Origin of the sequence: Vibrio jasicida CAIM 1864 = LMG 25398, from assembly GCF_000400365.1 — a bacterium.
Classification (GTDB): Bacteria; Pseudomonadota; Gammaproteobacteria; order Enterobacterales; family Vibrionaceae; genus Vibrio; species Vibrio jasicida.
This window is the reverse complement of the sequence record NZ_BAOG01000068.1, coordinates 60,034-72,399: the sequence shown is the minus strand read 5'-3', so window position 1 is coordinate 72,399 and position 12,366 is coordinate 60,034. Positions and strand designations below refer to the sequence as shown.

The following is a 12,366-nucleotide window of genomic DNA, read 5'->3' as shown; positions in this document are numbered from 1 at the left end:
AAAAAGAATTCTGGAGAGAAAATGTCAAACGCCCCATTGGTTGAGCTGACGAACATTTGCAAATACTACGCAAGCGGAGAGGCCGAAGTGCGCGCGCTAGATGGCGTCGACTTAACCATAAACCAAGGGGAGTTTCTTTCCATTCTTGGCCCTTCTGGTTCGGGTAAATCGACTTTGATGAACATGCTTGGCTGTTTAGATAAACCAACCGATGGCCAATACCAATTGGGTGGTCAAAACGTCGCAAGTTTAAGCCCGAACGAGCTAGCCGGTATTCGTAACCAAAAGATAGGTTTTGTCTTCCAAAGCTTTAACTTGCTGGAATACGCGACAGCGTTGGATAACGTGGCACTGCCGTTAGTTTACTCTGGCATTAAAGCCAAAGAACGTCGCCAGCGTGCCGCTAAATTGCTAGAGCAAGTCGGGCTAGGGGATCGTCTCGACCACAAACCAAACCAGCTTTCTGGCGGTCAAAAACAGAGGGTCGCGATTGCAAGAGCCTTGGTCAACGATCCGCAAATCATCCTAGCCGATGAGCCTACTGGTGCGTTGGATTCGAAATCTGGCGCAGAGATTGAAGCCTTGTTCAATCAACTCCACGCTGAAGGCAGAACCTTGATCATTGTGACGCACGATAACGCCCTTGCAGAGCGCACCAAGCGCATCATCACTATCAAAGACGGCAAGGTGATTTCGGATAGAGTACCGCAGTAACCGTCTCAATGTTTGCTGAAACTCAATACATAGGGAAATAACGCTTAGAGGGCAATGATGGTTGCGAAAATCATCATTGCCCTCTACTCAAACAGAACCACTACAACGATTTCTTTGCCTCAAAAATACACCCGTCCCAAATCTCTTCAAACAAGCTCTCTGATCAAATCAACAAAACAACGACCATGGCTAACAGCCCACCTTCATTGCTTTGGTTAACCTTGCTGCATACAAAAACAAACAAAGAAAGCAGGTAGTTATGCAAGGTATTACTAATATCTCTCCTATCAGTGGACCAATCATCTCTGCACCAGTCAGCCAACCCCAAAACCAAGGCCAACTTGGTGGCTTGAGTGCAAGCACGCAAATGACGTCAGATGCCATTCGCAACTTGATGCTGCAACAGATGAGTAGCGGTGCTACTGCAAACCCAGCACCAATCAGTTCGTTTTCTCTGCAAAGCGCCACACCAGAACAAAGCGCAGAGTCTCGCTCAAAGTTACAAAACTTCAAAACAGCGGTACAAACGCTGGGCGATCGTATTTTGCACGCGCTGGTCAGCACTAAAACCGCTTCATTGCGTAACTCGGCAACGAAACACAACGGCGAAGTAAGCATGCAAGTCTCTCAGGTAACGGGCAGCATCAAAAACGCCATTCTAAAAGACACCAACACCTCAGGCGGATGTTGTGAGGCACTGAGCGCTCACTGGATGAAGGCACGAGCAGAAGGCTCTAACCTTGGCGAACAGCTATTTCAATCAGGAACGGCAAGCGACAAAGGTAAGCTGAACAAAGAGACAATGCAGTCTGTCGCGCAACTGCAAACCGATGGCATGGTGGGTTATGACCAAGAAGCGATCACAGAAGGTTGGCTAAGAAGCAACAACATTGAATCGCCTTACCGAGAGCTTGGTGCTTTATCACGTGTGCATGGGCAAACAAGTCGTGGCCGAAATGGTGCAGCAGAACTTGCGGCGAAAATCGTTGATAACGGCCCTAAAACATCACTATTGAAGAAGATTGGCCTCGAAGGTCCAAGTAATGCGCACGCCGTTGCCGCCGCGGTTGATGGGGAAAAAGTAACCTTCTTTGACCCGAACTTCGGTGAGTTTTCTTTCTCAAGTAAGGAAGATTTCACCAGCTGGTTTGTTCAGGACTTCTGGCACAAATCAGGCTACGACTTACCGAAATTCGGCTTATCGGGAGAATTCACCATCGTCAACTTGGAGGCTAACCACTAATGACAACCACATTCGATCACATAGTTAAACACTTTTTCGAAAAGAACGGCCTAGAGAACCCAACCGCGCAAGATGGTATCTACAGCCTGTTGATTGACCAAAAGTATCAACTTCATTTCACGCATCAGAATGAAGAGTGGATGGTACTGTATGCAGAACTTGGTGAGGCAAACCCGATATCGGAACAGCTGGCGAAGAGCAATATCTTTGGTGAATACTGGCCTGCACACATAGTGTCGCATCAAGAAAACAGCGCTGTTCTATGGTCGCAACAACCGATGGCGATGCTAAATGTGGCAGCGTTAGAGGCGTGGACAGAGTGCTTTATTCAAGATCTTATTGAAAAGCAGGCGGCGATTTCTGGAGTAGAGCCAACGCCAGCAAGCGCAGAGCCAACCAATATCCGACCTCATATGATCTCGGTGTAACCCCTAGAATCTAAATTTACAGGGCTAAGTAACGCCCGCATGATTGGGCGTTACTTGTTTGTGGTTTAAGCGCGGCTTTTAGCCAGTAGCTGATCCACTTTTCCTTTCGCTGTTTTACTTACCGTCTGCATAAACTTAAAGCTTGGCGTGGCAATGCCCGATTGCTCAAGCTCTTCCACCATCAGCAACCACAGTTTTGCTGTTACCTGTGCATCGGCTAACGCGCGGTGGAATACACCGTCGTTTTCAATGTTCTTGTAACGAACCAACTCACCTAACTTGTGTGACGGCGCATCTTGAATAAGGCGTCTTGCCACCAATAAAGAACACGCGAACTCACCAGAGTAACCGCAGTCGATTCGCTCCAGTTCCGCATCCAGAAAGCGTTTATCGAACGACGCGTTGTGCGCGATAAGATTCTCACCCGCAATAAACTCACTGAACGATGCCATCACTTCATCGCAGCTTGGTGCGGTACGCAGCATGTTATTGGTAATGCCTGTGTAGCCCTCAATAAATGAGCTCACACGAAAGCCAGGATTCATAAGTTGCTGAAAACTATCGACCACCTCACCATCAACGATCTTAACCGCACCGATTTCAATCGCGCGATCACCCATATTCGGAGACAGACCTGTGGTTTCAAAGTCGAGTACGACAACGGAGTTAGCTTGAGGCATGAAGTTTTCCAACTGAACAATAAGGCGCAAGAGTATCGTTGAAAGTGTGGGAAAAGGGAAGGAGGCTGTATTCAGAAGATCTAAAACTAGGAATAAGCGCCTCTATACGAAGCGCTCAAGGAAAAATCACTTTTCTCTAAAAACACAGGTTATTTCTTTTTCTGTTTTCCATAAGTAAATAAAACCACTAGATAACATTACTTCAACTGACTTTTCAGGTTTATCGATTATTAGATATCGATCATGATTTTGTGGTGAATAACACGTACCGTTATATTTTGAAACACTCCAACCTGAGTGTTTGGTTTTGATTAAAGTTTCATGAGCTTTAACAGACTTGCTGTTGCTAACAAACTGAATAGTAAGGTTTTTTTTTGGTAGTATGTGATCAAATAGCTTTTCTGTTGTTGGTAAAGAGCTACTCCATGGGGTCGCAAAGAAATAATTGTCACAGATGGTCACTTTAATCGCATCAGCACACAATGACGTTAAGTGCTCTACCATTTCATCTCTTGACTCCCCCTTTAAACATGTTTTGGAGTAATTAAGCTCAATGTTTTTATTATTAATGTTCAAGTAGGGATATTTTGTTTTTGTGGCATCAGCTGTTAAAACTAAGTGATATTGAGATTTTTTTGCGAGTTCTTCTATAGTAATACTAGGGTACCCACTACTTAAAAAAGCTCTCAGCAAAGGCGCAGAAATAACTTCAAATCCATCCTTATCCTGTTGAGTTAATCCTTGATGGCATCTAAATGCTTGGCAAGGCGATTGAACAAACGGCATTTTTAAATTGGAAAGTAAATTTCCTACAAGAGAATGATCACTACTCTTACCGTTTTTAAAACGGAAGTATTCTACGAACAGAGCGTCATCAAGAGCCACCTTACCCATCTTAGCCCCCTATCTCTATAAGTTCATCAAGAGTACCATCGAAGAAGCCCTTAGGAAACGTAGTCTTCTTTTCTTCAGAATCGATATAATGCCCATTTTTATCTAAATTTAGGCTAATAAAGGGAGAGTTTATATCTGATTTGTAATGAATTGCCAAACTCCCACTATCAATATTATTTGTATATACTAGATGGCGAGCCTTGTTTATTAAATGCTCACAGTGTGTTTCGATAATAACTTGAATACCATTATTTGATATAAAAGAGAAAAAGACACTGAGTAAAGATTGCGCCTTCGGGTGTAGATGAATTTCTGGGTTTTCAATTATTATCACATCCCCTTTTTTTGCCATTAAACCTAATATTACTACCTTGGCAACATAACTCATTCCGGCCCCCAAGTTTAAAGGTGATACTTGCCCCAGTTTTGAGTCGTTGAAAAGTACTTTAACTTGAGAGGATGATTGTACCTCGGTCCTTAACTCAATATTAGTCTCGGTGATAAAACTTAACCACTTACTTACTTGATAGCCGATCGTTTTTGATTCTTTATAATAACACAGATCTTCTGGCATCGGGTTATCTTTAATATTATTGAAATGACCAAATAAATACTGTCCAGAAGTGCCAACCTTGACTGATGAGCTAACTAGAGCTAACTCTTCTGGCCCTTGTCTGTTTGCGTTTAGGTAAAATAATTCAGGTTTTTCTTGTTTACTTGTTAAGTCTACGCCTAAGTTTACGTCTCCTTCGTGGGAAAGACCTTCACTAGTAACTATAACGTTACATGTTCCTTCTTTTCCCGACAGAGATATTTCTACTGCTTTAGCGTTAATGTTTTTATTCCTAATGGCAGAGAATTCATCTAAATACTGAGTGAACGGCTCCATTTTGTATATATTTTGTTCTTTCGAGTATTTAACTGCTAGCAGGATTGCTTGTATAACAGTAGACTTACCTGACGAGTTTAAGCCAGTAATTATTGTATAAGGACTAATTTTTATTGACTCATTGTGAAGGCTTTTAAAACCTTTAATATCAACGCTGTTAAGCATTTTTTATTTCCTCTATTATTATTTTTGCTAAACTAACTCTTTGCCACAATGCATTAATGGTTTTGTATTCACTATAAACGTTGTCATGAGCTACAATTATTTTTTTATACTTATTTAAAATTGCATTCACAATTTCTCTCTGTTTCTTTGTTTTATTTATTACTTCACCATTTGTTAACACATAAGAAAGAATTTCAAAAATTGATATGATTATCTTTTTCTGATTATCTGGATGTGTGAATGCATTTTCATGTAATGTTTTATATATTTCCCTAAAAGAAATGAGTGCTTTATTTAAAAGCAGTGTTGCAAAACTTTCATCGTGATTATTTATATATTTCATTGCAAATGAATGAAGTTCATTTAAATTTTTAATATCGTTTGGAATTAAAATATAACCATCAGCACACAAACAAAATGTTAAATGTCTTAATGCCATATACTCAGCATGCATTCTATTTTCTTGTGTATTTCTTATGCCGAGAAACAAAAATGAGTAATCATTTGTAATGTCAATTAGCAACTCGGTTGAGTTGCCTTGATGCAATGCATGACGCATTTCTTGTGGATTTAATTGAGTCCCAGATCTGTTTATTCTTTCAAAAATTTGAAACTTAACAACCTCCGGTGTTGGTGGTTGAATAATATATGTTTGAATCTGACAATCCTCGATCTTTGCTTGTAGTATAGGAGGGAGATTGTGAAAGTAGAAGTTATTAAATTGAGATAGCATCTTTAGATTGCTTAAAGCAAACTGATTAGCTAAAAAATCGTTTAGTGTAGATAAGCGTTGCTTTCCATCAACCACTTGTCTTTGCCCAAAACCATTCTCAAATAAATAAAGCATAGGGATAGGGATTCCCAAAAGTATCGATTCTATCAACTCTGAACGTTGTACATTATTCCACGCATGAAAGCGTTGAAAGTCTGGAGCGAGGTCAATTCTTTGCTTATTGATATGTCTAGTAATCTCAAAAATACTGTACTGCTCCCTAGCAATACGTATCGTAGTATCAGGAGACAGTGTATAGGAAGAATCATAATTTTCGATAGCATCAGTAATTTCGTACCTATCAGAATTCATGTTGTTTGGCATAAACTCACTTTTTGACATTCCAGACCTATAGATTCAAACATAAAAACGTGATAATTATCTCACACTTCATTCACTTCGTCAGCTCCGGTTTTGTCTTTCTTATTTTGAGCGCTCAGCCTTTTCGCCGTTTGCTCTAGCACAGCTAAATATCACAGAGTTAGTTGTAAATAACCTGTTATAGATATTGTTCTTAATGTTATCTTTAGATGCTTGCTTTAATAATGATCGCATTCTAGTGGAGAGGGCGATTATTCATCATTGTTACGTTTAAGGGATTTGCTGGTTAGTGGATATGTTCTCGATGTGGCATAGAAAAGGATGGTGGGGTTATTGATCTTTCTTCGACATAAGTGAAATATCTAGCTACAACCTCAAACAAACAAACAAACAAACAAACAAACAAACAACTGCACTGCACAGTAAAGTAGCGTCGCCGCTAAAGTAATATTGATCGCTTCGCCATACTTCTGGAATTGCGATTGAAGCAGTTTTTTCAACGCGATAAATGCACACCAAAAAGACAAATCATGAAATTCCTTCATGTTCAACGTGAAGTATTACCAATGTTATTCAAGTAACGAAGCAAGTATAAAAAACAGACTGCTCTGGTGTTAGGCACTGTGACAGCTGTTTTTGAACTGAATTTTCGAAGTAAACGCTGTACACACTGACGATTGGGAAAATCAAAAAACACAACTATCCCCAAGAACAGAGTTAGGAATCAGTCAGCGTTTATCTAAGGAAATAGGATACCAACTCACCATGAATAACGATTTCAACTTTGCTATTAAGAGCATCCGTTTTGATGAGAACTACCAACCATCAGACAGCACGCGCATCACGACCAACTTTGCCAACCTAGCTCGTGGTGATAGTCGCCAAAATAACCTTCGCAATGCACTGCGCATGATCGACAATCGTTTTAATGCTTTGGCACATTGGGATAACCCAAATGGCGATCGTTACAGTGTCGAGTTGGAAATCATCTCTGTGGATATGGATATTCAAGGCAGTGGTGAAGTGTTCCCTTCTATCGAAGTGCTTAAAACCAACATTGTTGACCGCAAAACCAACGAACGTATCGAAGGCATTGTCGGTAACAACTTCTCTTCTTATGTGCGCGATTACGACTTTAGCGTTCTGCTATTAGACCACAACAAAGACCAGCCTCAATTTAGCATCCCTGCTGATTTTGGTGAGTTGCACGGCAAGCTGTTTAAAGCGTTCGTGAAGTCGGAATCGTACCAACAACATTTCCAAAAGCCGCCAGTGATCTGTTTGAGTGTGTCGGACAACAAGGTTTACCGCCGTACTGACAACCAGCATCCGGTGTTGGGTTTTGAATACCAGCCAAACGAATCGTCATTGACCGAGCAGTACTTCAAAAAGATGGGCTTACAGGTGCGCTACTTTATGCCGCCAAACAGTGTCGCTCCGTTAGCGTTTTACTTCTTCGGTGACTTGTTGAATGACTACTCGAATCTAGAGTTGATCAGCACCATCAGTACTATGGAGACGTTCCAAAAGATTTATCGCCCGGAGATTTACAACGCGAACGCGGTAGCAGGTCAATGTTACCAACCGAACTTGAAGAATCTCGATCACTCGTTAACCCAAATCGTTTATGACCGCGAAGAGCGCAGCCAGCTTGCAAAAGAGCAAGGGAAGTTTGCTGAGGAGCACTTCATCAAACCTTATCAAGCCATCCTTGAGCAATGGTCTGCAAATTACGCGTAATCGAAAACGAGAATCTAGAAGGGAATGACGATGAAAACACTATTACCGACTTCAACGGCGGGCAGCTTACCTAAGCCTTCTTGGCTGGCTCAACCAGAGACGCTTTGGTCACCTTGGAAACTGCAAGGCGACGAGCTAATTGATGGTAAACGCGATGCGCTGCGAGTCTCTTTACAAGAGCAAGAACTGGCAGGGGTCGATATTGTCAGTGACGGTGAACAAACACGCCAACACTTTGTGACTACGTTTATCGAACACCTCAGTGGCGTGGACTTTGAGAACCGCAAAACCGTGACCATTCGTAATCGCTATGACGCGAGTGTACCGACGGTAGTGGGCCCAGTTAGCCGAACCAAACCTGTGTTTGTCGAAGATGCGAAGTTCTTGCGTCAGCAAACCAAACAACCGATAAAATGGGCGCTACCGGGGCCAATGACGATGATCGACACATTGTATGATGATCACTACGGTAGCCGTGAAAAACTGGCTTGGGAATTCGCAAAGATCCTTAACCAAGAAGCCAAAGAGCTTGAAGCGGCAGGCGTCGACATTATCCAATTTGATGAGCCCGCATTTAACGTGTTCTTTGATGATGTGAACGAGTGGGGCATTGCTTGTTTAGAGCGCGCCATTGAAGGGCTAAAATGCGAAACCGCAGTGCATATCTGCTATGGCTACGGTATTAAAGCCAATACGGATTGGAAGAAGACGCTGGGCACTGAGTGGCGACAATACGAAGAGGTATTCCCGAAGTTACAAAAATCCAATATCGATATTATCTCGCTTGAGTGCCATAACTCACGCGTACCTATCGAACTATTAGAACTTATCCGAGGCAAGAAGGTGATGGTTGGCGCAATTGATGTGGCAACCAACGAGATTGAAACACCAGAAGAAGTCGCAGAAACTCTTCGCGAAGCGCTGAAATACGTCGATGCCGACAAACTTTACCCATGCACTAACTGCGGCATGGCGCCTCTCTCTCGTGAAGTTTCAACTGCGAAGCTCAATGCACTCAGCGCAGGCGCAGAGATCATTCGTAAAGAGTTGGCGGGTTGAGTCTTTGGCAATACTCGATACTCAGTTATCAACCCCTAGATAAACAAAACCAAGAGCTCGGCTCTTGGTTTTTCTGTATTAATGACAAGCTTTTCTAAATCATTCTTTTAAGAAATTCCAACATGTTGGCTCTCGCTGGTGTCGGATTTTGCTTAATCAGCCTGTCCGTGAAGTCATACAAGCTTTCGCTAGTTTGCGAGCTCAGAGTTTCAACGCTTGCTCCATGATCAATGAGGTATAGAAACGACTCATAATCGTCAGATAAAACGGCACTGTGTAAAGGTGGAAGAGAAAGTCCGTCTAGGGTGTTGATGCTGTTGATATCTGCCCCTTGTTGTAACAGCACATTGGCGACTTTGAAATTATTCTCATGATCTGAGTTCAATATCGTCATAATGCCAAGCTCAGAGTTGATTGAATCAATATAGCTTTCACTCAGGTTGAAGGTCTCGATATAGGTTAAGCAGGCGCTGTCATTGAAGAGGACAATATTGCTACCTAAAGCACAGAGCACAAGTCTTTCATCATCAACTGAGCTCGCGAAGAGAGTAATCGTGGCAGCGACGACAACCAAAATTGCAGTTAACTTTTTTAGCATAGTTACGCCCAGAGTTTGAGTTTTGTGGTGAATGGATGGATTTTTAGTCGGATTGAGGCGACAAGTAAATAAGGGAGAAGGACGCTTCTGTCATCATGCGAAGAGCTTGTAAAAATGTTGAAATTAATAGAGTTATCGTTTCACAGGGGTTGTAATCTCATCACACATCGTAAGGCGCAAAAGCACGCATTGAAAAGTACAGTAGTTTGCAGACCTTCACAGCACTTTGCGGGTAGATCCTGAATCACCTCGTCCCTCGTTGTTCAGGATGACAGACGTTGGGAGATACGTTGCTTGCGATGTTCTTATATTGGTCTGTATCCAAAGTTGGGTCATTCCAGCGAGTCTAGACGAGACTAGGAATCTGCTCACAACTCGCTGGGAAATGGCGATAACCTCAGGACTTAATAGCACTCTTTGGGTAGATCCTAAATCACTCGTTCCTCGTCGTTCAGGGTGACGGACGTTGGTAGATACGTTGCTCGCGATATTTTTATATTTGGTCTGTATCCAAAGTTGGGTCATTCCAGCGAGTCTAGACGAGACTAGGAATCTGCCAACAACTCGCTTGGAAAATGGCGATAACCTCAGGACTTAATAGCACTCTTTGGGTAGATCCTAAATCACTTCGTTACTCGTCGTTCAGGGTGACCGGTTCTAAATAAAAATGCCGCTCCCAGTAAAGTGAGCGGCATACTTCGTTTCCCGTCAATTCAATTCCACATTCTTCATCTCTGGATGCTTCAACAACATCACGCGAATCCAGTGGTGTACCACCCACATCACCATTGCGGTCAGCATTACCGCTACGAATATCGAACTGAATCGGTACAAGATAGAGAAGAACGCGTCTTTCTGCTCAGGCACCAATGACGTGGTCAGTGGAACGGAGAGGGCAGACATCGCCGAGAATGCAATGGCGGCTTTGACTTGTCCTTTCGTTAACCACAAACAGAATGGCCCCATAGCGATGGTAAACGCCAGCCAGAACAGCAGTCCATGACCAAACCAACTGCCCAAGATTAACTGCACCGCCATACCCGCGATACAACCCAGCGCTGTACCGATGATGCGGATTTTCGCCATGGCCATTGAGCCTGCCAATGTCATTGGCGTTAGGATGATGAGGATCGACGCCTGCGCCGAAAGTGAGTCGTACAAATCACCTATTTGGAACACCAAAAACGCCGCCATTGCTACCACCCAGCCCATTGCTACTTGGCTGATGTAGTCTATGTCGCTTTTTACTGGCGTAGTCATTTCTGTTTGTAAGATCTTCGATTCTGGCTCTGGGAATAGCCAATAGGCGAGGGCACAGACAAAGATATTGCTGAACGAAATCACCCAAAGGTTGACGTTGAACTCCTCGATATCCATGAAATCGTAACTCGCGAAGTTCAGCACGATCGAGCCAACCAATAACCCCATGTAGCCAAACAGATAGGTTTTTGGGTTCATCATTGCGATGCATTTAAACAGCATCATAATGCCCACCGCCGCGAACATCAGAGTGGGATGGAACTGTAAGTATTCGAGAATAAAGGTGGCTTGAACCGTGGTCCAAACCGCCGAGAACAGTACCATCAATACCAATGGCAGACTGAAGTGGTCCATACGGCCGAGCACAAACAGTGGCAGCATCACGGCAAAGAAGCCGTAAGACCAACCAAAGACCATGCTCAACGCCAAACCCATTGAGCAGCCGAACCAAATGCGTAAGGTTTTCATCGCAGCCGCCTAGTAGATAAAGTGGAACCAGCTAGCAAGGTAGATTTGAACTTGTGCCATCAACGCCCAAAACGGACTGTTGTCTGGGTAAAGCACGATGGTGGCACGAGAACCAACGAACAGAGAGGAAGGCAGTGCTTCTTCGCTGGTCAGGTTCACGCGAGTGCGCTGTGCATCACGTACCCAACGGTTGTTCACTTCGACTTTGGTCAGTGCGCCATTTGGGGTTTGCTGTGCAGCGGCAACGCCGTAATCTCGGCTAGATAGGTCGAAGTCATAAACCGAACCTGGGTTAGCATCAAACGCAACCATGGCGTGGTAACTGTTGTCGACGCCCGCTACCGATTTCTCACGAAAATCAGCAGCAACCCACATTGATCCGGTTGGTACAAAGGTAAGCAATGGCATGTTGGTGTTTGCCATGGTGCCGACTTCCAATTGCAGGTTAGTTACTACGCCGTCACTCGGAGCAAGGACTGCGGTATTAGTTAGATCGAGTTGAGCTTTCTCAATGCCATTTTGAGCAATGCGTACTGCGGTGCTTTGGCCTTTTTTGTCCCCAAGTTGTGCTTCAATCACTTTCAAGTTTTGTTGCTCGGCTTTGAGCGCAGCTCGTGACACTTGGTTTTGTGCGTAGGCACTGTCTAAGTTGGATTGAGAAATGACTTTTTGCTTCGACAACTTTTGTAAACGTGAATACTCACTGTGCGCGTTGTTGTAAGTCGCTTGAGCACGAGCAATGTTTGCCAGTGCAGCTTCCCGCTGCGAATACAGTGTTGCTTCTTTTTCGTAAGCGGATTGCAGTGAAAGCTGCGCTTGTTCTAAAGCGATTTTGTATTTACGAGCATCAATAGTGAACAGCACATCGCCTTTGTGTACAGACTGGTTGTTGGCAATCAGCACATCGGTCACTTTACCTGAAACTTCTGGTGCAACTTGCACCACGTAACCTTGGACTCGCCCTTCGGTCGTAATTGGCGCGTGTCGATCCGCAATGATGATGTAGAAAAATAGTACAATGAACAGGACAATAAGTGTTCGCATCCAGTGTTTGAATTTATGATCTGCCGTCATAATAGATACCTGAATTTATGGTGCTCGCAAGCAAATTAGACAGGCGATTATAGAGAACTTG

12 protein-coding genes are annotated in these 12,366 nt (G+C 43.4%); 5 read left to right on the top strand and 7 right to left on the bottom strand.

All coding sequences use genetic code 11. The annotated features are described in order from the left end of the window. Positions 1–21: 21 nt before the first annotated feature. From VJL_RS19375 to VJL_RS19365, 3 genes are all read left to right on the top strand, one after another. Positions 22–714, top strand: coding sequence for an ABC transporter ATP-binding protein (locus VJL_RS19375; RefSeq protein ID WP_038880606.1), 693 nt, complete (start codon positions 22–24; stop codon positions 712–714). 259 nt (positions 715–973) lie between these two features. Then, a complete protein-coding gene (locus tag VJL_RS19370) occupies positions 974–1,957 on the top strand; it encodes a YopT-type cysteine protease domain-containing protein (RefSeq protein ID WP_038880603.1) in 984 nt (327 codons plus the stop codon). Further along, a complete protein-coding gene (locus VJL_RS19365) occupies positions 1,957–2,385 on the top strand; it encodes a CesT family type III secretion system chaperone (RefSeq protein ID WP_038880601.1) in 429 nt (142 codons plus the stop codon). The genes VJL_RS19370 and VJL_RS19365 overlap by 1 nt, the downstream gene beginning before the upstream one ends. A 65-nt stretch (positions 2,386–2,450) precedes the next feature. Here the strand turns inward: VJL_RS19365 and VJL_RS19360 are convergent, their stop codons facing one another. From VJL_RS19360 to VJL_RS19345, 4 genes are all read right to left on the bottom strand, one after another. After that, a complete protein-coding gene (locus VJL_RS19360; protein WP_038880599.1) occupies positions 2,451–3,065 on the bottom strand; it encodes a 3'-5' exonuclease in 615 nt (204 codons plus the stop codon). A gap of 126 nt (positions 3,066–3,191) precedes the next feature. Beyond that, positions 3,192–3,959 carry a hypothetical protein gene (locus VJL_RS19355; protein WP_038880597.1) on the bottom strand — a complete coding sequence of 256 codons (768 nt, stop codon included), beginning with the start codon at positions 3,957–3,959 and terminating at the stop codon, positions 3,192–3,194. A 1-nt stretch (position 3,960) separates the two neighbouring features. Then, entirely contained in the window at positions 3,961–5,013 is a 1,053-nt protein-coding gene (locus VJL_RS19350; RefSeq protein ID WP_038880595.1) for an AAA family ATPase, read from the bottom strand. Further along, positions 5,006–6,109 (bottom strand): DUF262 domain-containing protein, encoded by a 1,104-nt coding sequence (locus VJL_RS19345; RefSeq protein WP_050568871.1) that lies wholly within the window; start codon positions 6,107–6,109, stop codon positions 5,006–5,008. The genes VJL_RS19350 and VJL_RS19345 overlap by 8 nt, the downstream gene beginning before the upstream one ends. A gap of 762 nt (positions 6,110–6,871) precedes the next feature. Here VJL_RS19345 and VJL_RS19340 point away from each other — a divergent pair. Further along, positions 6,872–7,846 (top strand): DUF1852 domain-containing protein, encoded by a 975-nt coding sequence (locus VJL_RS19340; RefSeq protein ID WP_038880593.1) that lies wholly within the window; start codon positions 6,872–6,874, stop codon positions 7,844–7,846. 30 nt (positions 7,847–7,876) lie between these two features. Continuing rightward, on the top strand, positions 7,877–8,905 hold the full coding sequence (locus VJL_RS19335) for a methionine synthase (RefSeq protein ID WP_038880590.1): 1,029 nt from the start codon (positions 7,877–7,879) through the stop codon (positions 8,903–8,905). A gap of 94 nt (positions 8,906–8,999) precedes the next feature. Here the strand turns inward: VJL_RS19335 and VJL_RS19330 are convergent, their stop codons facing one another. The 3 genes from VJL_RS19330 to VJL_RS19320 form a co-directional block, all read right to left on the bottom strand. After that, positions 9,000–9,503, bottom strand: a complete 504-nt coding sequence (locus VJL_RS19330; protein ID WP_038880587.1) for an ankyrin repeat domain-containing protein — start codon at positions 9,501–9,503, stop codon at positions 9,000–9,002. A 708-nt stretch (positions 9,504–10,211) separates the two neighbouring features. After that, positions 10,212–11,231 (bottom strand): DUF2955 domain-containing protein, encoded by a 1,020-nt coding sequence (locus tag VJL_RS19325; RefSeq protein WP_038880584.1) that lies wholly within the window; start codon positions 11,229–11,231, stop codon positions 10,212–10,214. 9 nt (positions 11,232–11,240) lie between these two features. Beyond that, complete coding sequence (locus tag VJL_RS19320) at positions 11,241–12,305, bottom strand: HlyD family secretion protein (RefSeq protein WP_038871932.1); 1,065 nt, start codon at positions 12,303–12,305, stop codon at positions 11,241–11,243. Between the last annotated feature and the right edge of the window lie 61 nt (positions 12,306–12,366).